A 26,608-nucleotide genomic window follows, 5' to 3' on the forward strand; every position below is an offset into this window, starting at 1 on the left:
GGCGGAGGCCCGTCGGCCCCCCCCCCGCCCGTTCGTCCCGCTACCGGATCACCCGGCCGGAACCGTGTCCTGGAACGTCGTCCCCGCCGCGCGCAACGCGGCCACCTTCGCGTTCACCTGTGAAGGCGTGAGGACCTGGTCCTTCACGTGCAGGACGTAGTCCACCTGCTGGTCGTACGCGCGCGGGGTCGTGCTCGTCTGCCCGGCGAGGTCGATCAGCCACTGGTTGAAGTTGATCGACATCCCGCGCTCCGGGAGGTAGGCCGCACCGTGGGTACCGAAGAGCTGCCCGTCGATGTAGTACGTGATGCTGCTGTTGTCGATGGTCACCACCAGGTCGTGCCAGCCGGCGTAGCTCTGCCGGGACTCGGTGTGCTGGTTGACCGCCTCCCAGGGGTCGGGCCGGTAGGTCTCCCACGAGGTCGTGTAGAGGATGTTGCCGCTCTCGCCCCAGCCGCCGTTGGGCAGGTACTCGAAGTCGTACTCGGCGTAGTCGTCCGCCATCGGGGCCTTGAGGTCGTTGATGGTGAAGAACGTCTGGACGAGGTGGTCGCCGTCCGGGCCCGACTTCGGCGCGTCGTTGAACTTGACCCGCGCCGCGTACGTGCCGTTGCGGAACTTCATCGACTGGGTCAGGATCTCGGTCTGCTTGGTCGACTCGCCGGTGCCCGCCGTCGACGTCTCCAGGTTCATGATGGAGTTGCCGCTCTGCGTGGCGAACGTGACCTTGTCCGGCGCCCAGGTGGCGCCGGGCACGCCGGGCCCGCCCGAGTTGGAGCGGACGCTCCAGCCGTGCGCGGCGATCTGCGGGTCGGCGTGGCCGCTGTAGTTGAAGTCGTCGAACAGCGTCGCCCCGTCACCCGGCGGGTCGGTGGGGTCGGTCGGGTCCGTGGGATCGGTCGGGTCGGTGGGGTCGTTGCCCGCGGGAGCCGTGCCCCAGACCGTGGCCCCGCCGAGCTGCGCGGTCACCTTCGTCCAGTCGGTGTACGCGGTCGAGCCGGCGCCGAACGAGTAGTCGTCGCTCTGCACCAGCGGCTGCCAGTTCGACCGGTAGAACCGCAGCTGCATGTCACCGGTGTCGGCACCGGGTGCCAGGGAGCCCGCGCCGGAGGTGAAACCGATCTCCAGGTAGCGGTCGGCGGTGGCGGTCGGGTGCGCGAGCGTGCCGAACGTCCCCGTGATGTTCCCGCAGCCCTTCACCGCCCAGGAGCAGGCGAACCGGTAGACCTCGCCCACCGCGTCGCCCTTGAAGTAGTAGCGGACCTTCACGTCGCTGAGCTGCACGGACCCGCTGCCGGTGTTCCGCACCTTCAGCCAGGGTTCGCTCTGGTCGGCGCTCGCCCCCGATGCGCCGGTGCGGTACTGCACGGCGATCGGTTCGCCGGCGGCGCTCGCCGTCGTGGGGACGGCGGCCAGGGCCGTACAGCCCAGGGCCACGGTGGCGGCGGCCGCGGCGGCGGCGCGCAGCCGGCTCTTCGCGTGTGACTTCATGCGTCTGTTCCTTCCGGGAACGTCGTGGGGGAGTGCGACTTCAGGGGGTCGGCGCTGTTCCTGGGGGGTGGGAGGTCACGGGGTCGGCACTGTTCCTGGGGACGCCGCGGGAAGCGGCCGGGGGCTCAGGGGGCGGTAGCGGACGCCGAGCGCGTCCAGCCGGGTGGTGTGGTGGCCGAGGCGGGCCAGGAAGCCGGGCCAGCCGTCGCCGCCGCCGGACCAGGCGCGGTCCGCGAGGGCGCACAGCCTCGGATACGTCTGGTACTCGATCCGGTCCGGGGTGGGCGCGTACTCGGTCCACAGCTGGGCCTGCGTGCCGAGCAGCCGGGCCGCGTCATCCGGCTCCCAGTCGTCGGTCAGCGAGCGGTCTCCGTGCACCGTGCGCAGCCCGACGGGCGGGCCCGGCTGCGTGAGCGGTTCGCCGGGGGCGTCGGACTCGGCGTAGTCGAGGTAGGTGGCCCGGTAGTGGGCGGCGACCACCTGGTGGCCGCGGCGGGCGGCGGCGCGGGCGTGGGCCGGGTCGCGCCAGGTCATCACCGTGAATTCCGGGGGAAGTCCGGTGCCGGTCTCCGCCCAGCCGACCGGGATGCGGCCCCGCTCGGTCACGTACGCCCCGATCCGGCCCATGAACCAGCCGTGCAGGGCCCGCGCGTCGGGCAGCCCCTCCGCGGCGGCCCGCTCCCGGGCCGCCGGGCTGTTCTCCCACTCGGTGGTGGGGCACTCGTCGCCGCCGACGTGGATGTACGGCGACGGGAAGACGTCCATGACCTCGTCCAGCACCGTCCGGCAGAAGTCGAAGACCTCCTCGTGGACCCCGAACACCGTGTCGCAGACGCCCCACTTGGTCCACACGCCCAGCCGCCTCGACGGGTCGTTGCCCAGCTCCGGATGGGCGGCCAGCGCGGCACGGACATGGCCCGGCATCTCGATCTCCGGCACCACCCGCACCCCCCGCGCCTCCGCGTACCGAACGAGGCCGCGCAGCTCCTGGGTGGTGTACGCCCCCGAGTGCGGGATGCCGTCGAAGCTCTCGACCGGGCCGCCCGGCGGACCGGACATCGACTGGGTGCGGTGGCCGCCGATCCCCGTCAGCCTCGGGTACGCGGCCACCGGCATCCGCCAGCCCTGGTCGTCGGTGAGGTGGAGGTGCAGCGTGTTCAGCTTGTGCAGGGCCATCAGGTCCACGTAACGGCGCAGGTAGGAGACCGGCTGGAAGTGCCGGGCCACGTCGAGCATCGTGCCGCGCCACGGGTACGCCGGGACATCGCTGATCTCCACGCACGGCAGTGTCCAGGCACCGCCGGGCCGGGCCCCCGCCGAGAGCGCCTCGGAGGGCAGGAGCTGGCGCAGCGTCTGGACCCCGCACAGCAGGCCGGGCAGCCGGGCGGCCCGCAGCAGCACCGTGTCCGGGCCGATGGTGAGCCCGTACCCCTCCTCGCCGAGGCCGCTGAGCTGCGGGTCCAGGGCGAGCACGACGCGGCCGGTGGCGGAGGGGGCGAGGGGGAGTCCGGTGCCGGGCCGGAGCAGGGTGCGCAGCAGGTCGGCGGCGCCCTCCGCGCCGGGGTAGGCGCGGATGCCGGTGTCCGGGGTCAGGGTGAAGCGGCCGGGGCGCGCGGAGACCTTGCGGGGGCGGGGGACGAGGGAGTGTTCGGGGCGGGGTGCGGGCATGCGGGGCCTCCGGAAGGGGAGAGGGTTCGTCGGTCAGCCCTTGACGGCGCCGGCGGCGAAGCCGGAGGTGACATGGCGCTGGAGCAGCAGGAAGACCACCAGCGCGGGCAGGGCGAAGAGGGTGGAGGCGGCCATCGTGGCGCCCCAGTCGGTGCCGAAGGTGTTCTGGAAGGAGGACAGCCAGACCGGCAGGGTGCGGCTGTCCTGGTGCTTGATGATCAGGAAGTTGGCGTACGCGAACTCGTTCCAGGCGGTGATGAAGCCGAACAGCGAGGTGGCCATCAGCCCGGGCGCGAGCAGTGGCAGGGCCACCTTCCGGAAGGCGGCGGTCCTGGTGCAGCCGTCGACCTGCGCGGCCTCCTCCAGCTCCGGCGGGATGGTCCCGATGAAGCCCCGCAGCACGATCACCGAGAACGGCAGCGTGACCATGAAGTAGACGAGGGTGAGCGTCGGCAGCCGGTCCAGCATGTCCGTGTCGCGGGAGATGATGTAGATCGGGATGATCAACGATTCCCAGGGCGCCATCTGCGCGATGAACACCATGAGCATGAACTGCCGCCGCCCCTTCCAGCGCAGCCTGGCCACCGCGTACGCCGAGGCCAGCGCGACGATCAGTGCCAGCAGGATCGAACTCACCGTCACCAGCACGCTGTTGCGCCAGAACATCCCGAAGCCGTCGGCCTGCACGGCGGTGCGGAAGTGGTCGAGCGTCCAGGTGCGCGGGAAGAGCTGCGGGTCGGAGGACTGGATGTCCTTGGACGGTTTGAACGCGGTGGAGATCATCCAGTAGACGGGGAACAGGCAGACCAGGACGGTCAGCGCGGCCGCGGCGTTCAGCGGAAGCCGCCGCAGGCGGGCGTTGCGGGCACGGCTCATCGGATCTCGTCCTCCTGGCGGAGCATCTGGCGGAAGTAGAGGACGAGCACCCCGGACATCAGGACCACGGTGACCATCGAGGCGGCCGATCCCAGGTCGTAACGCTGGCCGGCGAGCGCGGTCTGGACCGCGTACACGGGCAGGATCGTCGTCGCGTCGCCCGGGCCGCCCCGGGTCATCACCCAGATCTGGACGAACGCCTTGAACGTCCAGATCACCTCCAGCGAGAACACCAGCAGGAAGATCGGCCGGAGCACCGGAAGGGTGACCGAGCGGAAGATCCGGGCGCCGCTCGCCCCGTCGAGCCGCGCCGACTCGTACAGCTCGGTCGGGACCGTGGTCAGCGCGGAGTAGATCGTGATCGCCGCGAACGGCACCGACTGCCACACGACCAGCAGGACCAGGATGGCGAAGGCGGCGGTGCCGTGCGCGAACCACGGATACCGGTCGAACGAGGAGAACCCCGCACCGGTCAGCAGATGGTTGACGATGCCGAACTCGGAGTGGAACAGCCACTGGAAGACCGTGGTGGCGGCGATCACCGGCATGGCCCAGGCCAGCACCAGCGAACTGAGCACCACCGTCCGGGCGACCTTGCCCAGGCGCTCGGTCATCAGGGCGACCAGGGTCGCGATCACCATGATCAGGACCACGTTGACCGCCATGAACAGGAAGGTGCGCCGGACCACCTCCCAGAACCGCGCATCCGTCAGCAGCGTGCGGTAGTTGCGCAGCCCGACGAACTCCGCGTCCCCCGTGATCAGCTGGCGCAGCCGGAAGTCCTGGAGCGAGATCAGGACCGCCCGCAGCAGCGGATAGACCAGCAGGTAGAGCATGCCGCCGACCGCCGGTGCGATCAGGGCGTACGGCCACAGGCCGCGCGGTTCCCCGGACCGCCGCCGGCGGGGCGGCGGACCGGACGTGCCGGGAACGGCCCGGCGCTTGGGACTGGGGGGTGCGGTCCGCTCCCGGATGACCGACACGGCACGCCTCCTCTCGACGGTCTGGGTGTGGGGGCGGGGATCAGGAGCCGGAGTTCATGGCCCGGGTGATGTCGGCGGACGCCTTGGCGGCCTCCTTCGCCGGGTCACCGCCGGTGAGCACGGCGGTCATGTAGTCCTTGATGGGGTTCTCCGCCTCGACCGCGGCCCAGCTCGGTGTGTTGGGCGTGGCGTGGCCGTTCGCCGCGCCGACCGCCATCGCGGCGGCGCCCGGGTCGGCTGCCACGGCGGAGGCGAGCGTGGTCCGGTTCGGCACGTAGCTCATGGCGACGGCGAGCTTCTTCTGCCAGGCGTCGCCGGTGAGTTCCTTGATGAAGGTGAGCGCCGCCTCCTGCTTGCCGGAGGCGGTGGGGATCACCAGGTCCGAGCCGCCGGTGAAGACGGCGCCCGGGGTGCCGGCGGTCTTGCCGGGAATCGGGAAGAAGCCCAGCTTCCCCTTCAGGTCCGGGTTCTTCTCGATGACGACGTTGGCGCCGCCCGGGGTCGAGATGACCTGGGCGACCTTGCCCTGCGCCATCACGTCTGCCTGCGGCGGGTCGGCCTCGTCGGCGTCCTTGGGCCCCTTGCCCAGCGCCTGGAGCTTCCCGTAGAACTCCATGCCGCGCAGCGCCTCCGGGGTGTCCAGGGCGCCCTTCCACTTGCCACCGGACCCGGTCGCGAGGTCCCCGCCCTCGTCCCAGATGAAGCCGGCCAGGGCGTACCAGGTCTGGCCCGGCAGGTAGATGCCCTGGTTGCCGCCCTTGTTGAGCTTCTCGGTCGCGGCGATCCACTGGTCGCGGGTCTTGATGGTCTTCGCGTCGATGCCCGCCTTCTCGAAGAGGTCGGTGCGGTAGATGACCACGCGGTTGGCCGCGTAGTACGGGATGCCGTACTGCTTGCCCTCGTACGCCCCCGGCTCCGCGAGGCCCTTCAGCCAGTCCTTGCCGTTCAGCTCGTCCACCTTGTCGGTGAGGTCGAGCAGCCCGCCGCTCTGCGCGAACTGGGCGACCTGGGTGTTGCCGCTCTCGATGACGTCCGGGGCGTCGTTGCTGGCGAGCGCGGCGGTGATCTTCTCGCCGATGCCGTCCCACTCCTGGATCTGCACCCGGGCCCGGATGTCGGGGTGCGCCTTCTCGAAGCCCTGGACGAACTCCTTCTGGAACTGCGCCGAGACGCTGTCGCGCATCAGCCAGACGTCGATGCTCGTCCGGCCGTCCCCGGAGGAGTCGGACGAGTCGTCGGACGAGCCACAGGCGCTGAGGACGGCGGCCAGCACGAGCACGGACCCACCGGCAAGCAAGCGGTACTTCACGGTTCACCTCTGGGAGAACAGGACCTGACCACCTGACCAGTGAAGGCCGCTGGACAGCTCACCTCTTGTTGGTGGATGAAGGTGGCATGGACCAATGGAGCCGTCAAGCCCCCTGTATTCAAAGGATTTTGGCGACCTCTCAGGGGGGTGACTCGCGATTGCGGCTACAATCCATCTGACCAGTGGTTAAGTGGTCAGGTACCCAACCCGCCAGAAGGGGGCAGCGCATGGACGCCGACGCATCGGGGACGGTGCTCAAACGGGAGCGGGCCCGCGACGCCATCCTGGAGATGATCGAGTCCCGGCGCCCGGGCGACGCGATCCCCTCGGAGCGGTCCCTGTGCGCCACGCTGGGCGTCTCCCGGCCCACCCTGCGCGCGGCGGTGGACGAACTGGTCGCGACGGGGCTCCTCGTACGGGAGCACGGCCGGGGCATGTTCGTCGCACCCGCGAAGATCACCCAGGAGCTCATCTCGGCGGACCTCGCCCTCTCGGTGCCGCAGGCGGCCGGGGCCTGGTCGAGCCGGCTCCTCGAATTCACCACCCTCCAGGCCGGCGCCCGGGTCGGCCGGAAACTGCGCATGTCACCGGCCGCCGACATCGTGTACGTCGCCCGGCTGCGGCTGGTCGACGGCGCGCCCATGGCCATCGAGCACCTGCACATCCGGGCCGAGCTGGTGCCCGGCCTGTCCGCCGAGGAGCTGGAGAGCGGTGATCTGTACGAGCACCTGCGCGAGCGCCACGACGTGCACGTCCACGAGGCGGTCCAGGCGATCGAGCCCACCGTGGTGACCCGGGCCGAGGCCAGCCTCCTGGACGTTCCCGAGCTGTCCCCGGCCCTGCTCTTCGAGCGGCTGACCTCGGACACCACGGGGCGCCCCGTCGAGTACGTGCACTCGCTCTACCGGGGCGACCGCTACCGCATCGTGTCCCGGCTGGCCCTCGGCCCGGCCGCCGCCGTCGAGCCGGTCGAGGGCGGCCACCATCCGGGCATCCCGCCGGGCGACTTCGCGCAGCGCGAGCCGATCACCTCGTCCACGCGGGGTGACATCCAGTCCGGGGATTGAGGGCGCCCCACCGTGTTGCACCCTGCGCAATGGCCGGTGTGCCTCTTGCGGTGGGCCCCGGGCAGGGCCACTGTGGCTGGCACATCCGACGCAACCGACCCCACGAGGTGCCTCGCATGACGTCCCCCACCAGCCGCCGCACCCTGCTCGGAGCCCTCCTGGCGGGCGGCGCCCTCGCCGCCGCCCCCAGCCTCCCGCGCTCCGCGCCCGCGCCCCGCCACCCCCACCACCCGCCGCACCCCGCCCGCCGCGCGACCCGCGGCACCGGCACCCTCTACCTCGGCACCTACACCTCGACCAGTCCGGGCGGCACCGGCATCGGCGTCGCCGCGTACGACCGGGTGGCCGGGAGCATCACCGCCCGCACCGTCGTCACGGGTGTCGAGAACCCGTCCTACCTCGCCCTCCACCCCACGGGCGGCACGCTCTACGCCGTGGACGAGCAGCAGAACGGCGGCGTCACCGCGGTCGACCTCGCGGACGGATTCCGGGTGCTCGGCACCCGGTCCACCGGCGGTGCCGGCCCCTGTCACCTCTCGGTCCACCCGGGCGGACGCTGGCTGTTCAGCGCCAACTACACCTCCGGCAGCGTCGCCGTGCACCCCCTGGCCGACGACGGATCGGTGGGCGAGCGCACCGACCTGGTCGCCCACAGCTCGCCCGCTCCCGGACCGGGGCAGGGCGGCCCGCACGCGCACCAGATCATCACCTCGCCCGACGGCGGCCACGTGCTCGCCGTCGACCTCGGGAACGACACGGTGTACACGTACCGGCTGGACGAGACGCGCGGCACCCTGGAGCAGGTCTCGTACGCCTCGTTGCGGCCGGGCGCCGGCCCCCGCCACCTCACCTTCCACCCCGACGGACGCCACGCGTACCTGGCCTGCGAGCTCGACAACACGGCGGTGGTCTGCGGTTACGACCCCGCCACCGGCACGCTCGCCCCCGGGGACCCCCAGTCCACCGGCACGGGCTCCGGCACCAGCTACCCCGCGCAGTTCCTGGTCACCGGGGACGGCCGGTTCGCCTACCTCGCCAACCGGGGGCACAACAGCCTCACCCGGTACGCCGTCGAGGGCGGCGGAGCCGCGCTGCGCCTGCTCGACACCGTGCCCGTGGGCGGCGACTTCCCCCGGCACACCGCGTTCTCGCCGGACGGCACCCTGCTCTTCGCCGCCAACCAGAGGTCCGGCACGGTCACCGCCTTCCGGGTCGACACGGCCACCGGCGCCCTGACCTCGGCCGGGACCCCGTACGCGGCCCCGGCGGCGGTCTGCGTACTGCCGGTGTAGGCGTCTCGCCGGGGCGTTAGGGTCGAGCCCGAGCCGCGGGTCGCCCCGGCGGCGGAACGCATCAGGGAGGCACCATGCGCTTGAGAGTGGAGTTCACCACCGAGCCCTTCGATCTGGACGAGGCCCCCGCGCACGCGGTCGTGGCGCGCGAGGTCATCCAGGGGGCAGAGCTGGACGCCGTCGACGTCGGACCGTTCGGCAACACGGCGGAGGGCGGTGCCGATCAGGTGCTCACCGCCGTGGACAGCCTGCTGCGGCAAGCACTGGCATCGGGTGCCACCCGGGTCTCGCTCCAGGTCAACGTCATCGGAGAGGACCCGAAGTGACCGGACCGGTGGACCACCCCCTCGTCACCGCCGTGAAGCCGCTCGTGGACGCCATGGGGGCCGAGCTCGTCGGCCCCGGTGAGGCGCACCTCGACGACGTGGTGCTGGCCTGGGAAGGCGAGGACGTCGTGGCGGTCCGGCTGCCCCAGCTCTCGGAGTCGCTGGACCACATCCTGGCCGCGATGGAGCGCCGGCACGGCATGCCGCTGGCCGAGCTGGACCGCAAGGCCAAGCAGGAGGCCGTCCGGCTCCTGGAGGCACGCGGTGCCTTCTCCGTACGCCATGGGGTCGAGACCGTGGCGGGGGCCCTGGGAGTCTCCCGGTTCACCGTGTACAACTACCTGAACAGGGAAAACGGCGCCAAAAGCGGGTAGTTGGGCCCGTCGGCGCCGGAAGCCGACACATGATCGATCAGGCCGTCGTCCGGACCACCGGGCGGCGGCCTTTTCGGTGAACGGAATTTCAACAAACTGTTGACGTCGTGTTGCGGAGGGCGTTAGCTATCCGCAGCCCGACCAACGCACAGCGAAGAACAGCCACGGAGGCTCCCGTGACTTCGAGCTCCACGCCGGGCCTCGCCCGGTTCAACACCCAGGCGGACGCCGAGGCGACCGCCGCACTGCACGAGGTGTGTGCCAGTGCGGCCTGGGGACGAGCGATCCTCGCCCACCGCCCGTACGCCACCACCGAAGCCCTGCTCTCCGCGAGCGACACCGCCACGGCGGCACTCGGCGCGGAGGACCTGGCCGAGGCCATGGCCGGTCACCCGCCGATCGGCCGCCCGAAGCCCGGGGACCCGACGTCCTCCCGCGAACAGCGGGGGATGGCCGGGGCGTCCGAGGAGCTCAAGGCCGAGATGCTCGAACTCAACCTGGCCTACCAGGAGCGGTTCGGACATGTCTTCCTGATCTGCGCCACCGGCGCCACCGGTGAGCAGATGCGCGACGCGGTGAAGTCCCGCATCGGGAACCCGCCCGAGCAGGAGCGGGGGATCGTGCGCACCGAACTGGGCAAGATCAACCGCATCCGCCTCACCCGCCTCGTCACGGAAGACGCGTAACAGAAGGAGAGTGAAGGTCTTGAGCACCTTCGCCACCGCATCGGTGTCCACCCACATCCTGGACACCAGCATCGGCCGCCCCGCCGCGGACGTCGCCGTCTCGCTCGCCGCCCGCTCGGGCGCCGACGCCGAGTGGGTGACGCTCGGGGGCTCCGCGACCGATGCGGACGGGCGCTGCAAGGACCTGCCGGCCCTGCCGGACGGCACCACCCACGTACGGCTCGACTTCGAGACCGAGCCGTACTTCACAGCCAAGAAGCAAGCCGAGGCGCAGCAGGACGCCCCCCGCGTAAGGGACAGCGGCGCGTTCTTCCCCGAGGTGGCGATCACTTTCGCCGTCACCCCGGGCGAGCACTACCACGTACCGCTGCTGCTCAACCCGTTCGGCTACTCCGTATACCGAGGGAGCTAGCAGACACATGCCCACGATTCTCGGCCAGAACCAGTACGGCAAAGCAGAGAACCGCGTCGTCAAGATCACGCGGGACGGCGACACCCACCACATCAAGGACCTGAACGTCTCGGTCGCGCTCTCCGGCGAGATGGACGACGTCCACTACTCCGGCTCCAACGCGCACGTCCTGCCCACGGACACCACCAAGAACACGGTGTTCGCGTTCGCCAAGGAGCACGGGATCGAGTCCGCCGAGCAGTTCGGCATCCACCTGGCCCGCCACTTCGTGACCTCGCAGGAGCCGATCAAGACCGCGCGCATCCGCATCGAGGAGTACGCCTGGGAGCGCATCGCCACCTCCGACGCGAACTCCCGCTTCATCGGGTCCGACGAGGTCAAGCACTCCTTCGTCCGCAAGAACCAGGAGATCCGCACCGCCCAGATCACCTTCGACGGTGAGAAGTGGCAGGTCGTCTCCGGGCTCAAGGACCTGACCGTGATGAACTCGACCAACTCCGAGTTCTGGGGCTACGTCAAGGACAAGTACACGACGCTCAAGGAGGCGTACGACCGCATCCTCGCGACCGACGTCTCCGCCCGCTGGCGCTACAACTGGACCAGCGACGAGCAGCGCATGCCGAACTGGGAGAAGTCCTACGAGCAGGCGCGCAAGCACATGCTGCACGCCTTCGCCGAGACGTATTCGCTCTCGCTCCAGCAGACCCTGTACCAGATGGGTTCGCGCATCATCAACAACCGCAGCGAGATCGACGAGATCCGCTTCTCGCTGCCGAACAACCACCACTTCCTCGTCGACCTGGAGCCGTTCGGGCTCAAGAACGACAACGAGGTGTACTTCGCGGCCGACCGTCCGTACGGGCTCATCGAGGGCACCGTGCTCCGGGACGGCGTCGAGCCGCAGATCCCGGTCGACATGACCAACCTCTGACGCGGCACCGCGCCGGTGCCCGCCCGCTGCTCACGGCGGCCGGGCACCGGCCGGGCCGGAGGGAACCCTCATGGCACAGCCAGCATCCGGGCCCGCGGAAGCAGAAGGCCCCTGTTCCACCCCGCCGGAGCGTGCGGTGCATCCGGTGGACGAGAAGCTCACCCCCTCGCGGCTCCTGCCGGCCGCCCTCCAGCACATCGCCGCCATGTACGCCGGCGTCGTCACCCCTCCGCTGATCATCGGACAGGCCGTGGGCCTCGACGCGGCGGGCATGACCCGGCTCATCGCGGCGAGCCTCCTCATCGCCGGCTGCGCCACCCTGCTGCAGACCCTCGGCATCGGCGGCCTCGCCGGCAACCGGCTGCCGTTCGTCAACGCCGCGTCCTCCGCCGGCATCGCCCCGATGCTCGCCATCGCCGAGACCAACGCGCCCGGGCACCAACTCCCCGCGATCTACGGCGCGGTGCTCGTCGCCGGGGTGTTCTGCCTGGCCGTCGGACCGTTCTTCGGCAGACTGCTGCGCTTCTTCCCGCCCCTGGTCACCGGCGTCGTCATCACCCTCATCGGGGTCACGCTGATGCCCGTACCGGTCTCCTGGGCCCAGGGCGGCGACAAGAACGCCACCGACTTCGGCGACATGAAGTACCTCGCGCTCGCCGCGTTCACCCTCGTCGTGATTCTCCTGATCCAGCGCTTCGGCCGAGGATTCCTGCGGCAAGTCGCCTTGCTCATGGGTCTGTTGATCGGCACGCTGGCCGCTGTCCCCTTCGGCCTCGCCGACTTCTCCGCCCTGCGCGACGCCCCGCTGGCGGCCGTGCCGACGCCGTTCGCCTTCGGTGCGCCGGAATTCCAGCCGGCCGCGATCCTCTCGCTGTGCATCGTGATGCTCGTCCTGATGACGGAGTCGTCCGCCGGGATGCTGGCCGTCGGTGAGATCTGCGACCGGCGCACCGACGGACGCACCCTCACCCGGGGCCTGCGCACGGACGGCCTCGCCACGCTCATCGGCCCCGTCTTCGGCGGCTTCCCCACCAGCGCCTTCGCGCAGAACGTGGGCGTCGTCTCGCTCACCAGGGTCCGCAGCCGTTACGTGGTCGCCGCGGCCGGGGCCGCCCTGCTGGTCCTGGGCCTCTTCCCGGTGCTGGGCGCGGTCGTCTCGCTCGTCCCGATGCCCGTGCTCGGCGGCGCCGGAATCGTCCTCTTCGGCTCGATCGCCGTCAGCGGCATCCGCACGCTCTCCGAGGCCGGCCTCGACGACAGCTCCAACATCATCCTGGTCGCCGTGGCCCTCGGCGCGGGCATCGTGCCGCTCGCCGCGCCCGGGTTCTACGCCGACTTCCCGTCCTGGGCCCAGACCGTCCTGGGCTCCGGGATCAGCGCGGGAGCGCTCGTCGCGGTCCTGCTCAACCTGTTCTTCCACCATCTCGGCACCCACGGCCGCACCGCCGTGGCACTCAAATCCTCCTAGGGTCCTGCCGTGCCCACGTCCCAGATGAGAGAAGGAAGCACCATGGCAGCACCGGCAGTCCCCGACCGGGTGGAGCGCATCGTCATCGAGAACTGCTCGATCGCGACCGTCGACGCCGCCGACACCGAGTACGCCTCGGGCCATGTCGTCGTCGCCGGCAACCGCATCGAGTCCGTCGGCGCCGGCCGGGCACCCGAGGGCCTGGAGAACGTCGTACGCCGGATCGACGGCACCGGCCACCTGGCCACCCCCGGCCTGGTCAACACGCACCACCACTTCTACCAGTGGATCACCCGGGGCCTGGCCACCGACCACAACCTCTTCGACTGGCTGGTCGCGCTGTACCCGACGTGGGCGCGCATCGACGAGCCGATGGCACGCACCGCCGCGCAGGGCTCGCTCGCCATGATGGCGCTCGGCGGCGTCACCACCGCCATGGACCACCACTACGTCTTCCCGAAGGGGTCCGGCGACCTGTCCGGTGCCATCATCGGGGCCGCCCGCGACATGGGCGTACGCTTCACCCTCGCCCGGGGCTCCATGGACCGCAGCGAGAAGGACGGCGGGCTGCCCCCGGACTTCGCCGTGGAGACCCTGGAAGGCGCGCTCGCCGCCACCGAGGCGACCGTCGACGCCCACCACGACGCCTCGTTCGACGCGATGACCCAGGTCGCCGTCGCGCCGTGCTCGCCGTTCTCCGTGTCCACCGAACTCATGCGCCAGGGCGCCGAACTGGCCCGGCGCAAGGGTGTGCGGCTGCACACGCACGGATCGGAGACCGTGGAGGAGGAGAAGTTCTGCCACGAGTTGTTCGGCATGGGCCCCACCGACTACTTCGAGTCGACGGGCTGGCTCGGTGACGACGTGTGGATGGCGCACTGCGTCCACATGAACGACTCCGACATCGCCGCCTTCGCCCGCACCGGCACCGGCGTCGCCCACTGCCCGTCCTCCAACGCCCGCCTCGCCGCAGGCATCGCCCGCGTCCCGGACATGCTCGCCGCCGGCGTCCCGGTCGGCCTCGGCGTCGACGGCACCGCGTCCAACGAGTCCGGCGAGCTCCACACCGAACTGCGCAACGCCCTCCTCATCAACCGCCTCGGCCCGCACCGCGAACGCGCCCTGAACGCCCGTCAGGCGCTGCGCCTGGGCACCTACGGCGGCGCCCAGGTCCTGGGCCGCGCCGCGCAGACCGGCTCGCTGGAGGCCGGCAAGCTCGCCGACCTGGTCCTCTGGAAGCTGGACACCCTCGCCCACGCCTCCATCGCCGACCCGGTCACCGCGCTCGTCTTCGGCGCCGCCGCCCCGGTCACCCTGTCGCTGGTCGACGGCAAGCCGGTCGTGGAGTCCGGCCGCCTGGTCACCGCGGACGAGGAGGCCATCGCCCGCGCCACCCGTGACGAGGCCCGCCGCCTCGCCCAGATCGCCGCCGGAGCCTGACGGCCCGGCGGCCCCGCAAGCGGCCGGCCGAGGGGGACGGCCCTCGGCCCGGCCGCCGCGGACCCGAGCGGGGTCCGCGGCAACCGGAGCGGGAGGCGCGCCGCCCACGCGCACGCGCCTCCCGCCCCGGCGATCCCGGCTGCCCGCACCAGCCGTACGACCTGCCTCACCGCACCACCGCAGCACACGGGGCCGGTCCGGCGGACCGGCCCCGGCACCACCTCCCTGAACCCCACGTCACCGCCGACGTGTAACCGACCGGAGGAACCGCCGTGGCAGCTACGCCCAGGTTTCGCGACGACGCAAGTGCGACCCCCCACCCCGACGGCGCGCCGGAGACGGCCCCGTCCGACCGGAAGCATCCGGTCGACGAGACGCTTCCCCCGCTGAAGATGTTCACCAGCGGCCTCCAGCACGTGGCCGCGATGTACGCGGGTGTGGTGGCCCCGCCCATGATCGTGGGGCCCGCCGTGGGCCTCAGTCCCAAGGAGACCGCGTTCCTGATGGGGGCGAGCCTGTTCACCGCGGGCATAGCCACCCTGCTCCAGACGCTCGGCTTCTGGCGGATAGGCGCCAGACTGCCGTTCGTCAACGGCGTCTCGTTCGCCGGGGTGACCCCGATGGTGGCGATCGGCAAGGACCGGGGGCACGACGGGATCGCCGTCATCTTCGGCGCGATCATCGTCGCGAGCCTCCTCGGCTTCGTCCTCGCCCCCTACTTCTGCAAACTGGTCCGCTTCTTCCCGCCCGTGGTCACCGGCACGGTCATCACCCTGATCGGCGTCTCGCTGCTGCCGGTCGCCTTCAACTGGTCCCAGGGCGGCAACGCGACCGCCCGCGACTACGGGTCCACCACCAACATCACCATGGCGGCGGTCACCCTCCTCGTCGTGCTGGCCCTGCGCAAACTCCTGCGCGGCTTCCTCCAGCAGATCGCCATACTGATCGGGCTGATCATCGGCACGCTCATCGCGATCCCGGTCGGCATCACCGACTTCGGCGCCATCAAGAACGCCGACGCGATCGGCTTCCCCACCCCGTTCCACTTCGGCGCCCCGCAGTTCGAGGTCGCCGCGATCGTCTCGATGAGCATCGTGATGCTGGTCTGCATGACCGAGTCCACGGCGGACATGCTGGCCCTCGGCAAGATCGTCGACCGCCCCGCCGACGAACGGACCATCGAGGGCGGCCTCCGCGCCGACACCCTGGGCAGCGCCATCAGCCCGCTGTTCAACGGCTTCATGTGCAGCGCGTTCGCGCAGAACATCGGCCTGGTCGCGATGACCAAGGTGCGCAGCCGCTTCGTGGTCGCGGCCGGCGGCGGCATCCTGATCCTGCTCGGCCTGGTCCCGGTGGCCGCGTCCGTCATCGCGCTGGTGCCGCTGCCGGTCCTCGGCGGCGCGGGCATCGTCCTGTTCGGCTCGGTCGCCGCGAGCGGCATCCAGACCCTGGCCGGCGCCGCGCTGGAGAAGGGCGAGAACGCGCTGATCGTCGCGGCGGCCGTCGGGGTCGGGCTGATACCGATCGCGGCGCCCGACTTCTACCACGCCTTCCCGAAGGACCTCCTGGTCGTCCTCGACTCGGGCATCTCCACCGGCTGCGTCGTGGCGATCGTCCTCAACCTGGCCTTCAACCACCTCGGCAGGAAGCCGGATCCGGAGGCGGGCACCGCGCCCGGCGGCCACGACCCGGTGAAGGCGATGGAGGTGGCCGCCCACTGACGTACAGTCAGCGGACCATGGCGCGTACGGGGGTTGGCCGTACGCGCCACCGCCGGTTCAGCCGATGTGGTAACTGTCCCCGTACACCTGCCAGTCGAGCGGCGGGTCCAGGTCCAGATTGCCGTTCCGCAGGAAGACCCGCTGGGCGTCGTCCACCCGGCTGGTGTCCGAGTGGGCCTCCTCCTGCTCCATGGCCCGGACCCGCTCGTCCAGGAAGGCGTCGAGGTAGGCCACCTCGTCACCGCCCCGGGCCGGCGGCTCCGCCCGGGCCAGGGCCCGCTGCCGGATGGCTCCGAAGCCGGCGCTGTCGTCGCCCTCGCCGTGCATCACGAGGGCGTCGTAGTACGCGAACTGGCCGAGCGTGCCCAGGCCGTCGCCCCTGCCCCGGCTGACGGCCGGGTCGAAGTACACCCGGTCGCGCTCGTCGTCCTGCGCCTGCTGGAAGTCCGGATCCCGGGCGGCCGTCTCCCAGGCGTCCTGGAAGCCAGGGTCGAGCCCGTCGTGCGAGTCGCCGCCGTCCACCTCGCGCAGGGCCGGGAGATACCGGGCCAGTACGTTGTCCGGCTTGCGCCGCGTGTACAGCTCCACCAGGCCGAGCATGTCGCCGGTGCCCGAGCAGAAGCCGATGATCCCCGCGGTGTAGCCGCGGCCGTCGCCGATGTCCTCGATGTACCCGTACTGCGCCTTCCAGTCCTGCGTGGAGTTCTCCGCGCTGGAGACCAGTTGCATGGCGATGTCCTTCTTCGCCGGATCGTCGAGACCGGCCGAGGCCTTGGCGGGCACCTTGCACTCCTTCGGAACGGGCGAGTTGAGCGACGGGCCCCAGGCTACGGGCTTTTGATCTCGTAGCTGTCCCCGTACACCTTCCAGGCCAGCGGCGGGTCCAGATCCAGGTTGCCCTTGTCCAGAAATACGCGTTGCGCGGTCTCGACCCGGCTGGTGTCGCTGTGCGAGGGCTCCTCGCGGATCGCGTCGACGCGGGCGTCGAGGAAGGCGTCGAGATACGCGGTCTCGTCACCGCCGTCGGCGGGGGTCCTGGCCGCGTCGAGCGCCTGGATCCGGATCGTACGGAAACCGGTGGTGCCGTCCGCGTCGGCCTCACCGTGCATCACATACGCGTCGTAGTAGACGAACTGGCCCAGCGTGCCCAGCCCGTCCTGCTTCGCCCGGCGCACCGCCGGATCGAAGTACGAGGCGTCCCGCTCGGCGTCCTGCGCCTCCCGGAACCTCGTGTCGCGCGCCGCCTCGGCCCAGGCCCGGGTGAACGGGGAGCCGAGCCCGGTGTGCGCGTCGCTGCCCTTGACCTTGCGGAGCGCGGGCAGGAACCGTGCCAGCGCGTTGCCCGGCCGGGACTCCGTGTACCGCTCCACGACCCGGAGCATGTCGCCGGTGCCGGAGCAGAAGCCGATGATGCCGCCCGTGTAGCCGCGGCCGTCGCCGATGTCCTCGATGTAGCCGTACTGCGACTTCCAGTCCAGCGTGGAGTTCTCCGCGCTGGAGACGAGCCGCATGGCGATGTCCTTCTTCGCCGGGGCCGCGAGCCCGTCCGCCCGGCCCTTGCCGGACGAATCCCCGGCCTGGGCGCAGCCGGAGAGCGTGGTGGCGGACAGCAGGAGGGCGGCGAGCGGGGTGACCAGGACGCGCGGGGTGAGCTTCACCGTTCCAGCCTGCCAGGCCAGAGGCGTGTTCCCGGCGCATTCGGCGGTAGCGTCGGGGGCATGGATGATCAGTCTGTGGTGGATGTCGGCGACGTGCGGCTGGCGTACCGGAGCTGGGGCGACCCGTTCGGGTCCCCCGTCGTGCTGCTGCACGATCTCGGCGCGAGCGCGGCGAGCTGGGAAGCGGCCGGGAGCCTGCTGGGGCGGGAGTGGCGGGTGTACGGAATCGACCTGCGCGGCCACGGGGAGAGCGACTGGCCCGACGCGTACGACCTGGAGCTGATGCGCGACGACGTGCTCGGGTTCCTGGACGAGTGCGAACTGGACCGGGCCGGTGTGGTCGGCCACGGTATGGGCGGGGTCGTCGCCCACCTCCTCGCCCAGGAGCACCCGGACCGGGTGGAGCGGCTGGTGCTGGTGGAGACCCCGCCGCCGTTTCCCGGGGCGGCGGGCCCGGCCGTCGAGCCGGACGGGCCCGCCGACTACGACGAGGCGGTGCTCGCGTCGGTCAACGGCGAGCTGGCGGACCCGGATCCGGAGTGGGCGCGGGGCCTCGGCGAGATCGTCGCGCCGACACTGATGCTGGCGGGCGGACCGGCGAGCACGATGCCGCAGGGGCGCCTCCAGGACATGGCGTCGATGATCCCCGACTGCCACCTGGTCACGGTCGGCGGCGGGCACCGTCCGCACGAGGCCGATCCGGAGCAGACGGCGCAGCGGATCACGGAGTTCTTCACGAGCTGAGAGGGCACGCTCCGGCGCGGGCGCCGAGGGAGCGCGCCCTCGGCTCCCTCAGGCTCCGGGCTGCCAGTCCGGCCGCCGCCCGCCCCTGGCCACCGCCCGGTCCAGCAGCGGCGCGTCGTCCGCGACCGGTACCGGCGGCCCGAACGGGGAGGGCCCGTCTCCCGGGTCGGCCAGCAGGGCGAGCGTGTTGCGCAGGTGGGCCTCGTCGGCGTCGAAGGGCTGCCCGGTCGCCTTCGCGAGGTCCCAGCCGTGCAGCACCAGCTCGTTGAGCGCGACCATCCCCGCGACCTGGCCGGGCAGGTCCACGCCACCCGCCCTGGTCATGCCCTCCCAGGCGTCGGGGGCGCGCCAGGCGTCCACCATCCCGTCGAGCGCCGCGGGCAGCGTGGTGCGCCAGCCGGACGCGAGGACGCCGGTCTCCACGGAGGGCGCCGAGTCGGTGGCCGGTCCCGGCTCCTTGCGGGCGGCGTCGCGGAAGGCGACGGCCAGGCCCTCGATATGGGCGAGCAGGGCGCCCACGGTCACACCGGGGCACGGGGTCGTGGCCCCCAGCGCGCCGTCGTCCACGGCGTCGAGCTGTGCGGTGATCCGGCGCGCGGCCGGTCCGAGGTCGAGCGGTTGTGTGTCCATACCAGTGCAGACTGCCGGACCGCCGCTCACTCATCGGTCAGCGCACCACGTGTCCCCGCAGAACGATCCGGCTGGGGTGGTCGAGCACCGCCGGATCGGCGGTCGGGTCCTTGTCGTAAGCGACGAGGTCGGCCGGCGCCCCGTCCACCAGACCCGGCAGGCCGAGCCAGGCCCGGGCCGTCCAGGACGCCGCGCCGAGCGCCGCCTCGGCCGGCAGCCCGGCCCGGAGCAGCCGGGACGCCTCGCTCGCGACGGTCCCGCAGGGGAACGAATCGGTGCCGGCCAGCACCGTGACGCCCGCTTCGTGGGCGGCCCGGACGTTGCCGGACATGCCCTCCCAGCCGGACAGCCACAGATCGCGGCGCACGCTGGGCTCCCGCGCCCTCATCGCGTCCACGCCCCTGGCGAACGCCGCCAGCGTCGGGACGAACGCCGTGCCCTGCGCCGCCATCCGGTCCAGCAGCCCGGGGTCCAGATGCATGCCGTGCTCCAGGCTGTCCGCCCCCGCGAGGACCGCGTTGCGGCTGCCCTCGGCGGTCTGGCAGTGCACCGCGACCTTGCCGCCCGCCGCGTGGACGGCGGTCACCACCTCGGTGAGCAGGGAGAGCGGCACCGCGGGCTCGTCCAGCCGCCAGTCCCCGACGACCTTGCACCAGCCGGACGAGGCGGCGGACTCCTCCACGGCGGCCCGGACGAGCTCCGCCTCGCTCACGTCCCGGCCGAAGCCGGGGAAGAACCGCCCGGGGGTGGCCAGCCACCGGCCCGCCGAGGTGACCCGGGGCAGCTCCGGATCGTCGTCCACCCAGGCCGGCATCCGCGCGGCCGTGCCCGGTGTGCGGACGGCGAGGACCCCGGCGTCGCGGTGCGCGCGCAACTGTTCACGCAGCAGCTCCTCGCTGAAGGGCTCGCTCGTGCCGGTGGCGCCGGGGTGCGTGTGTACGTCGACCAGCCCGGGCAGCAGCCAGCCGCCGTCGACCACGGTCTCGGCGTGCCGCCCCGCGAAACCGCCCGGCGGCGCACCTTCGCGCAGCACCCCGCCCTCGATCCAGAAGGCGCGTTCCTCGCGTTCCGGCAGCACCACACCTCGCACGCACAGCATCCTCCGACGGTACGTCAGGCGCCCGACTGCCCAACGGGCAGGGCACACCGGCACATTGCGGAAGGTTCGGCTCCGGGCTCTTGTCTGCGGGGGCCGACGCATGCGATACAGGTCTGGACCATTGCTTCCGGACGGAAGGCACCACCGTGCGATCCCCTCACACGCGTCGCGCGCCGGCTTGCGCCGCCGCCCTGCTCCTCGCCGCACTCGCCACCGCCTGCGGCTCCGGCTCCGGTTCCGGTTCCGGTTCCGAGGACCACGGGGACACCAGCAGGCCCACCGCACCGCGCGGGGTCACGGTGCAGGCGAGCAGCGCCACCTCCGCGCACGTGATGTGGAAGGCCGCCACCGACGACACGGCCGTCACCGGCTACGAGGTCTACCGGGAGGGCAAGAAGGTCAAGGCCGTTCCCGCGTCCAAGGTGATGATCGACGTGGAGGGGCTCACCGCGTCGACCGCGTACAGCTTCACCGTCCGCGCCCGCGACGCCGCCGGCAACCTCTCCGCGCCCAGCGCGGCCGTCCGCGTCACCACCCCCGCCCCCACGCCTGCCGACCACGGGCCGCCCACCCGGCCGGTGAAGCTGCGCGGCAAGGCCGACGGCAGCCGGGCCGCCACCCTCTCCTGGGGCGGCTCCACGGACGACGTCGGCGTCACCGCGTACGACGTCTACCAGGAGGGCACCCGCATCCACACCGTGCCGGGCACGGGAACCACGGCACGGCTGACCGGGCTGCGCCCCGGCACGGCCTACACCTTCACCGTGCGGGCCCGCGACGCCGCGAACACCTCCTCGCCCGACAGCAACGCCTTCCACCTCACCACCGCGTCGGCCCCCGGCGCCCCGGCGAGCACCGCACCCACCCGCCTGCGGGCCAGGACCAAGGTCCAGGGCAAGGAGTACGCCGTCGACCTGGAGTGGGCACCGCCCAGGGCGTACGGCGAGATCCGCACGTACCAGCTGTACCTGGACGGCAAGATGACCACCACCATCGCCTGGGGCGACGAACCGCCCACCGCACGGGCGACCTACCAGTACACGACCACCGAACCGCGCGGCACCAGTCACGCGATCACGCTGCGTGCCCAGTTGCCCGACGGCAAGTGGGGCGACTTCTCGGACCCGCTCACGGTGGTGCTCGGCCGGTGAGGCCGCGTCAGAGGGGGACCCGGACCGTCTCGATCCACGACGGCGGCTGCGGGGAGTCCGTTCCGATCAGCGCGGCGACGATCCGGGACGAGGGCGGCTCGTCGGGCCACGGGGTGTACCCGTCGGTGAGGACCACCACGATGCCGGGGCGCTCCGGGGCGGCCAGGGCCCTGGCGATGCCCACCCGCATGTCGGTGCCGCCGCCCCCGCCCAGCGCGACCTGGTCGGCGGAGGTCACCCGCGAGACGGCGTGCACATCGGCGTCGCAGGCCAGCACCGAGACCCGGTTGCCCCGGATGCCCACCTCCCGGAGCACCCCGGTGACCTCGCCCAGCGCGGCCGCCAGTTCGTCGTCGCCCATCGAGCCCGAGGTGTCGACCACGACGGCCACCCGGGGCAGCGGGCGGCGCAGCGTCGGCAGGACGACGCCGCGCAGGGCCGCGCTGCGCCGGGACGGGCGGCGGTAGGTGTAGTCCACCGCCCCGGACGCCCAGGCCGCCGCCTCCCGTACCGCACCGGCGAGCGCCTGCCGCCAGTCCACGACCGGTTCCAGGACCTCTTCGGCCCACCGCCGCCAGCCCGCCGGAAGGGTGCCCCGGGTGCGCTGGTGGGCCCGCATCGACTCGGCCGTACGCCTCCGCAGCGCCTCCGCCTCCGTCGTGCCCAGCGGGGGCGGTCCCTCCGCACCGGGCAGCTCCCACGGCTCGGGGCGGCCGTGCGCACCCGAACCGCAGTTGTGCGGCGGCGGCCCCGGCGGCAGCGCGGGCAGGTACGTCTCGAAGAGCTGACCGGCCGGCAGCCCGAAGAGCCCCGGCTCCACCCGCCCTTCCGGCAGCGCCAGTCCGTCGCTGATCAGGTCGTCGTTGATCTCGCAGTCCTGGGCGACGTTGACCCGGTGCGCGTCGCGCTGGTCGGCCGCCGGTAGCCGGGCCGCACGGCCGTGGTGGTCGCGCAGCAGATGGGCGACCTCGTGCACCCACACCCCGGCCAGCTCGGCCACCGGCGTCCGCGCCACGAAGGCGGGCGACACATAGCACCGCCAGTGCCGGTCCACGCCCATGGTCGGCACCCGGTCGCTCTCCACCACCGACAACGCGTACAGCGCGGTGGCGAGGTACGGCCGGTCGCTCGCCGCCCGGTAGCGCGCCGCCAGCAGCTTGGTGTGGTCCAGCGGGAGCCGCGCGGGTACGGGCATGGCGTCAGCCGCTCCCCGGCAGCGCGCCGGAGAGCTGGAGGAGTTCCAGGAAGGCGTCGATGCCCTCCGGCACCGGCCAGTCGGGCTGCCGCATCGACGCCAGGTCCACCGCCGCCCGCGCCGCCACATCCGGGACGCCCGCCGCGACGGCCTTCGCCAGCACCGCCCAGCCCGCCTCCCAGCGGGGCCGGGTCGGCTCGGCCTGGACCGCGGCCACCACCGCGATCAGGAACGCGAGTTGCCGGTCGCCGCGCTCGGGCAGCGCGAAGGCGTCCGGATCGGCCAGCACCCGGTCCGGGTCGGGCAGGTCCAGGTTCTCCAGGTACGACAGGAGCTCGATGCCCGCCCCGTCCCCGACGGCCCCCGCCAGGGCGGCGGCGACGGCGTCCCGGCCGGTGCCGGTCGCGTAGCCGGTGGCGAGCAGCCGCAGCGCCATGTCCCAGGTCCGGGGCGACGGCCAGGCTCCGCCCCGGCCCTCCGCGTCGGCCGGGAGGTGGTGCACCAGACCCGGGCGCGCGGTGAGGAATCCGGAGACCGCGCCCCGGGCCCGGGCCACCGCACCGGCGGTCCGGGCGGGATCGACCACGGGGACGGGCGCCTCGGGCCAGGTGCCGGCCATGCCGCGTGCCACGGTGCGCGGGTCGTGCGTCCAGCGCAGGTGCACGAAGCGGTTGGCGAGCGGAGCGCTCAGGTGCCAGCCGTCCGCCGCGCTCGACGGCGGATTGGCCGCCGCGACGATGCGCACGGCGGCGGGGAGCTTCAGGCTGCCCACCCGGCGCTCCAGGACGACGCGCAGCAGGGCGGCCTGCACGGCCGGGGGAGCGGAGGACAGCTCGTCGAAGAACAGCAGCCCCTGGCCCTTGCGGGCGAGCCGGACGGCCCAGTCCGGCGGCGCCATCGGCACCCCGGTCGTGGCCGGGTCGTCACCGACGACGGGAAGCCCCGCGAAGTCGGACGGCTCGTGCACGCTGGCGATGACGGTCTCCAGGTCCAGGCCGAGGCCCGCCGCGAGCTGTTCGAGCCCCGCCGACTTCCCGATCCCCGGCTCGCCCCAGAGCAGCACCGGCTGATTGGCCGTCACCGCCAGGGCCAGCGCTTCGAGCTGGGGATCGGCGACCGTCTCGGTCCGGGTGGCGCGCAGCCGCCGGTCGAGCGCGTCGGCCGCGTCCAGGGGATGCGGCGGCGCCTGTGCGGGGACGCCGGGGGGCACGGTGCTCACGCGTCCTCACCTTCCTCGTCCTCGTAGTCCTCGTCCTCGTTCCACTCGTCCCACCACTCCGCGCCGGCGTCCGGGTGGTCCTTCAGCACCCGTTCCGCGAGGAACCTCAGATCGGTCCGCCGGTACTTGCGGATCATCTGTTCCAGCGAGAGTTCGGTCTGGTCGCTCACGTCGGTCCGGGCGCCCGCTTCCAGCAGGTCCTGGACGAGCTCCGCCGTGCCGCGCCCCGAGACGGCGATGCTCAGCGGGGTGCGTTGGCGGTGGTCCCTGGCCTCCAGGTCGAGGCCGGCCGCCAGCAGCCGGGGGAGCAGCACGGTGTGGTCGAGCAGGGGCAGGACGTGGAGCAGCGTGTGCTTGCCGCCGTCCCGGATGCGCGGGTCGATGCCCGCGTCCAGCAGCGCCAGGACCCCCGCCGTGTCGCCGTGCTGGGCGCGCAGGAAGAGGTCGCGCCGCTGGGCGGCCAGCGCCCTGGGCAGCCGGCCCGTCCCGGTGCGGCAGGCGTGCTCGACGGCGAAGCAGCCGGTGACCGCCCCGCCGAACGCGCGCAGGGCGCTCTCGCGCTGCCGTTCCTGCGCGGTGTGCGGGGAGTCCAGCGTCCCGTCCCGGAAGCGGACCTCGTGCCAGTCGCCCCGGCAGCGCACCCGCACCGGCGCGGGCGGGGCGACCCCGGGCGGACCGGACGGCCCCCGGTGGTCCGGGAAGAGCGATCGGACCACCAGCGGATGCAGGTCCGCCGGGGTCAGGACGCCGTCGCTGAGCAGGTCCAGGTCGGGCAGCCTGCGCCAGAGCGCCTCGGGAAGGAAGGCCGCGCCCGTGGCGGCGTCGCGGTTGACGACCTTGATCCGCAGCCGGCCGCCGAGGCCGGGTCCGGTGAAGTCGAGCAGGACGCGGGCCCGCCAGTCGTGGCCGATCTGGAACCGTTCCGCCGTGCCGAGCGCGGCGAACCGGCGCACCTCCGCCTCCAGCCGGGGCACGTCCAGCGCGAGACCGGCCACGATCTTCGCCGGGGCGGTCCGGTAGTACGAGGGCAGCTGCGGGGGCTCCGGGTCCCACTCGATCCCGGCCGCGGCCAGCGCCTCCGCGACGCGGCCCTCGTGGTGCAGCAGATTCAGCCACTCGGCGCGGGCCACCTCGTCGCCCGCGCCCGGGTCGTCGTACGGCAGCCGGTCCACCGGAAGCGGTGAGCCGTCGGCCGCGAGGAACGGCAGGCGGTCCGTGCCGCCGGCCCGTGCGCGCAGTTCGTCCGCCCGGCTCGCGCGCCACAGGTGCCCGAGCGACCGCCAGTCGTCGGTGAGGCCGGCCGTGGCCCGGCGCCGCGGGGGGCCGAAGCGGAGCGGGACGCGCTGGGGGCCGTCGACCATGGGCGGGGTGGACACGTGGAGCCAGGCGTTCGGCGCGGAGCCGTAGCCCGCGAGGAGAACGGTCCGTTCGGTGGCCAGGGTCGAGCGGCCCGCGAGGATGCGGGGCAGGTGCCAGCGCAGCAGGTCCGGTGCCAGGTCCCGGAGGTCGGCGAGGAGGGCTTCGGCGACCTCGGTGCCGTACCGGGCGGCGACCTGGTCCGGGTCGAGGCGCACGTCGAAGCCGGCTGCCGCGCAGGCCCCGCGCCAGTCGCCGGCCTCCCGCAGCGCGGCCGACTCCTCGATCACGGAGCGCGGCACGGCGTAACGGCGGACCTGGCGCCAAGTGGACGCCTCCTGCGAGGACAGGAACAGCCGGACGTCCCGCAGGCTCATCGGTACAGGCTCCTGACCGCGCGCAGATCGGGGTGGGCCCCGCCGTCCGGACGCAGCAGCGTCGCGAAGGAGCGCTTCACCCGGCGCGGCAGCCCGGGGCCCAGACCCACGTACTCCAGCCGGGACCCGGGGGCGACGGCGGCGAGCAGGGTCTTCGCGCCACGCCCGGTCAGCCCGGTGTGGCTGAGTTCGAGGCGGCGCAGCGGACTGCCCGGCAGCGCCTCGGCCAGCGCGTGCGCCCCGAGGTCCCCGGTGGCGTTGGGCGGGGCGCCCAGGCTGCGTTCCGAGGGCGGCCGGCCCAGGTCCAGCGCCTCGATCCCGTCGAGCGCGCCGGCCAGGGCGCGGGCTCCCCCGGGACCGATGCCGTTGCCGCCCAGCCCGAGCCGGATCGGGCGGGACGGGTCGGCGGCGCCCGCGAGGACGGCGGCGCCCTCGTCGCCGAGGTGGTTGGACGACAGGTACAGCTCCCGCACCCCCGCGTCCAGGATCAGCCGGGCCAGCAGCGGCGCGGCGTCGGCGCCCAGCCCGTTGCCGCCGAGGAAGAGCCGCTCGACGGGGCGCGGACGGGTGCTCAGGACGTCCAGCAGGGCGGCGAGTCCGTCGGCCGTGACCCCGGTGTTGACCAGGTCGAGGGTGCGCAGGGCGGTGTTGCGGCGCAGCATCGGGACCAGGGCGCGGACGCCCGCGTCGCCGAGGGGGTTGCGCTTGAGCCAGAGGGCCCGGACGGTGGCGTCGTCGGCCAGGGCGGAGGCGAGGGCGGCGGCCCCTTCGGCGCCGATGCGGTTGCAGCCCAGGTAGAGGGTGCGCAGCCCGTGGCCCGAGACGGCCGTCGCCGCGGCCACGGCCGAAGCACCCTCGTCGCCGAGGGAGTTGGTGCCGAGCAGTACGTGGGCGGCATGCGGGGAGCGGGCGGCGGCGGGCATGACCCGGGCGGCGCCGGCCGCGCCGAGCCCCTGCTTGCAGAGATCGACGCGCCCGTCGGCGCGCAGCGCGCCCAGCGGGAACGCCTCGTCGGCACCGACGGGTTCCGCCGCCGCCAGCCGGTCGAGCAGCGGCCCCAGTGACGTCGGATCGGCGAGGGGCAGGTCCGGATGGTCAATGGCCGGGCAGCGCACCGGCATCGGCTGCGACATCT

General features: G+C 72.8%; 25 protein-coding genes. 12 read left to right on the forward strand and 13 right to left on the reverse strand.

What is annotated here, in order from left to right:
• Positions 1–48: 48 nt before the first annotated feature.
• From ACN6LM_RS25470 to ACN6LM_RS25490, 5 genes are all read right to left on the reverse strand, one after another.
• A complete protein-coding gene (locus tag ACN6LM_RS25470) occupies positions 49–1,491 on the reverse strand; it encodes a cellulose binding domain-containing protein (protein WP_445067716.1) in 1,443 nt (480 codons plus the stop codon).
• Between the two features lie 75 nt (positions 1,492–1,566).
• On the reverse strand, positions 1,567–3,159 hold the full coding sequence (locus ACN6LM_RS25475; RefSeq protein ID WP_445067717.1) for a beta-N-acetylhexosaminidase: 1,593 nt from the start codon (positions 3,157–3,159) through the stop codon (positions 1,567–1,569).
• 33 nt (positions 3,160–3,192) lie between these two features.
• Positions 3,193–4,035, reverse strand: coding sequence for a carbohydrate ABC transporter permease (locus ACN6LM_RS25480; RefSeq protein WP_445067718.1), 843 nt, complete (start codon positions 4,033–4,035; stop codon positions 3,193–3,195).
• Complete coding sequence (locus ACN6LM_RS25485; protein WP_445067719.1) at positions 4,032–5,018, reverse strand: carbohydrate ABC transporter permease; 987 nt, start codon at positions 5,016–5,018, stop codon at positions 4,032–4,034. Before ACN6LM_RS25485 ends, ACN6LM_RS25480 begins: the two co-directional genes overlap by 4 nt.
• A 40-nt stretch (positions 5,019–5,058) precedes the next feature.
• Positions 5,059–6,327 carry an extracellular solute-binding protein gene (locus ACN6LM_RS25490; RefSeq protein ID WP_445067720.1) on the reverse strand — a complete coding sequence of 423 codons (1,269 nt, stop codon included), beginning with the start codon at positions 6,325–6,327 and terminating at the stop codon, positions 5,059–5,061.
• Positions 6,328–6,554: 227 nt separating this feature from the next.
• Between ACN6LM_RS25490 and ACN6LM_RS25495 the strand changes: the two genes are divergently transcribed.
• The 10 genes from ACN6LM_RS25495 (at position 6,555) to ACN6LM_RS25540 (ending at position 16,044) form a co-directional block, all read left to right on the forward strand.
• Complete coding sequence (locus ACN6LM_RS25495) at positions 6,555–7,394, forward strand: GntR family transcriptional regulator (RefSeq protein WP_445067721.1); 840 nt, start codon at positions 6,555–6,557, stop codon at positions 7,392–7,394.
• A gap of 116 nt (positions 7,395–7,510) precedes the next feature.
• A complete protein-coding gene (locus tag ACN6LM_RS25500) occupies positions 7,511–8,686 on the forward strand; it encodes a lactonase family protein (RefSeq protein WP_445067722.1) in 1,176 nt (391 codons plus the stop codon).
• 74 nt (positions 8,687–8,760) lie between these two features.
• Positions 8,761–9,012, forward strand: coding sequence for a hypothetical protein (locus ACN6LM_RS25505; RefSeq protein ID WP_143618285.1), 252 nt, complete (start codon positions 8,761–8,763; stop codon positions 9,010–9,012).
• Entirely contained in the window at positions 9,009–9,386 is a 378-nt protein-coding gene (locus ACN6LM_RS25510) for a helix-turn-helix domain-containing protein (RefSeq protein ID WP_445067723.1), read from the forward strand. Before ACN6LM_RS25505 ends, ACN6LM_RS25510 begins: the two co-directional genes overlap by 4 nt.
• A gap of 176 nt (positions 9,387–9,562) precedes the next feature.
• A complete protein-coding gene (uraD, locus tag ACN6LM_RS25515; protein ID WP_445067724.1) occupies positions 9,563–10,072 on the forward strand; it encodes a 2-oxo-4-hydroxy-4-carboxy-5-ureidoimidazoline decarboxylase in 510 nt (169 codons plus the stop codon).
• 19 nt (positions 10,073–10,091) lie between these two features.
• Entirely contained in the window at positions 10,092–10,484 is a 393-nt protein-coding gene (uraH, locus tag ACN6LM_RS25520) for a hydroxyisourate hydrolase (protein ID WP_445067725.1), read from the forward strand.
• Between the two features lie 7 nt (positions 10,485–10,491).
• Positions 10,492–11,415: a factor-independent urate hydroxylase gene (pucL, locus tag ACN6LM_RS25525; RefSeq protein ID WP_265539547.1), complete on the forward strand. Its 924-nt coding sequence runs from the start codon at positions 10,492–10,494 to the stop codon at positions 11,413–11,415.
• A gap of 70 nt (positions 11,416–11,485) precedes the next feature.
• Positions 11,486–12,883 carry a nucleobase:cation symporter-2 family protein gene (locus ACN6LM_RS25530; protein ID WP_445067726.1) on the forward strand — a complete coding sequence of 466 codons (1,398 nt, stop codon included), beginning with the start codon at positions 11,486–11,488 and terminating at the stop codon, positions 12,881–12,883.
• Between the two features lie 42 nt (positions 12,884–12,925).
• Positions 12,926–14,323, forward strand: a complete 1,398-nt coding sequence (locus tag ACN6LM_RS25535; RefSeq protein ID WP_445067727.1) for an 8-oxoguanine deaminase — start codon at positions 12,926–12,928, stop codon at positions 14,321–14,323.
• A gap of 272 nt (positions 14,324–14,595) precedes the next feature.
• Positions 14,596–16,044 carry a nucleobase:cation symporter-2 family protein gene (locus tag ACN6LM_RS25540; RefSeq protein ID WP_445067728.1) on the forward strand — a complete coding sequence of 483 codons (1,449 nt, stop codon included), beginning with the start codon at positions 14,596–14,598 and terminating at the stop codon, positions 16,042–16,044.
• Between the two features lie 57 nt (positions 16,045–16,101).
• Here the strand turns inward: ACN6LM_RS25540 and ACN6LM_RS25545 are convergent, their stop codons facing one another.
• Together ACN6LM_RS25545 and ACN6LM_RS25550 are read right to left on the reverse strand one after the other, a co-directional pair.
• Positions 16,102–16,827 (reverse strand): chitosanase, encoded by a 726-nt coding sequence (locus ACN6LM_RS25545; protein ID WP_445067729.1) that lies wholly within the window; start codon positions 16,825–16,827, stop codon positions 16,102–16,104.
• A 44-nt stretch (positions 16,828–16,871) separates the two neighbouring features.
• Positions 16,872–17,702, reverse strand: coding sequence for a chitosanase (locus tag ACN6LM_RS25550; protein ID WP_445067730.1), 831 nt, complete (start codon positions 17,700–17,702; stop codon positions 16,872–16,874).
• A 60-nt stretch (positions 17,703–17,762) separates the two neighbouring features.
• Between ACN6LM_RS25550 and ACN6LM_RS25555 the strand changes: the two genes are divergently transcribed.
• Positions 17,763–18,446 carry an alpha/beta fold hydrolase gene (locus tag ACN6LM_RS25555; RefSeq protein ID WP_445067731.1) on the forward strand — a complete coding sequence of 228 codons (684 nt, stop codon included), beginning with the start codon at positions 17,763–17,765 and terminating at the stop codon, positions 18,444–18,446.
• 48 nt (positions 18,447–18,494) lie between these two features.
• On the opposite strand, the gene ACN6LM_RS25560 is transcribed toward ACN6LM_RS25555, so the two are convergent.
• Together ACN6LM_RS25560 and ACN6LM_RS25565 are read right to left on the reverse strand one after the other, a co-directional pair.
• A complete protein-coding gene (locus ACN6LM_RS25560) occupies positions 18,495–19,076 on the reverse strand; it encodes a TIGR03086 family metal-binding protein (RefSeq protein WP_445067732.1) in 582 nt (193 codons plus the stop codon).
• Positions 19,077–19,113: 37 nt separating this feature from the next.
• Positions 19,114–20,175, reverse strand: coding sequence for an amidohydrolase family protein (locus ACN6LM_RS25565; protein WP_445067733.1), 1,062 nt, complete (start codon positions 20,173–20,175; stop codon positions 19,114–19,116).
• Positions 20,176–20,321: 146 nt separating this feature from the next.
• Here ACN6LM_RS25565 and ACN6LM_RS25570 point away from each other — a divergent pair, with 146 nt between their 5' ends.
• Positions 20,322–21,326, forward strand: a complete 1,005-nt coding sequence (locus ACN6LM_RS25570) for a fibronectin type III domain-containing protein (protein ID WP_445067734.1) — start codon at positions 20,322–20,324, stop codon at positions 21,324–21,326.
• A gap of 7 nt (positions 21,327–21,333) precedes the next feature.
• Here the strand turns inward: ACN6LM_RS25570 and ACN6LM_RS25575 are convergent, their stop codons facing one another.
• Genes ACN6LM_RS25575 through ACN6LM_RS25590 form a run of 4 tightly spaced genes read right to left on the reverse strand, consistent with a single transcriptional unit; the run spans position 21,334 to position 26,606 of the window.
• Complete coding sequence (locus ACN6LM_RS25575) at positions 21,334–22,521, reverse strand: vWA domain-containing protein (RefSeq protein WP_445067735.1); 1,188 nt, start codon at positions 22,519–22,521, stop codon at positions 21,334–21,336.
• Between the two features lie 4 nt (positions 22,522–22,525).
• The gene (locus ACN6LM_RS25580) at positions 22,526–23,740 is read right to left on the reverse strand and encodes a sigma 54-interacting transcriptional regulator (protein ID WP_445067736.1); all 1,215 of its coding nucleotides are present in this window, start codon (positions 23,738–23,740) and stop codon (positions 22,526–22,528) included.
• A complete protein-coding gene (locus tag ACN6LM_RS25585; RefSeq protein WP_445067737.1) occupies positions 23,737–25,473 on the reverse strand; it encodes an ankyrin repeat domain-containing protein in 1,737 nt (578 codons plus the stop codon). The genes ACN6LM_RS25580 and ACN6LM_RS25585 overlap by 4 nt, the downstream gene beginning before the upstream one ends.
• A complete protein-coding gene (locus tag ACN6LM_RS25590) occupies positions 25,470–26,606 on the reverse strand; it encodes a gala protein (protein WP_445067738.1) in 1,137 nt (378 codons plus the stop codon). The genes ACN6LM_RS25585 and ACN6LM_RS25590 overlap by 4 nt, the downstream gene beginning before the upstream one ends.
• Between the last annotated feature and the right edge of the window lie 2 nt (positions 26,607–26,608).

Source organism: Streptomyces sp. SAS_281, assembly GCF_052542855.1.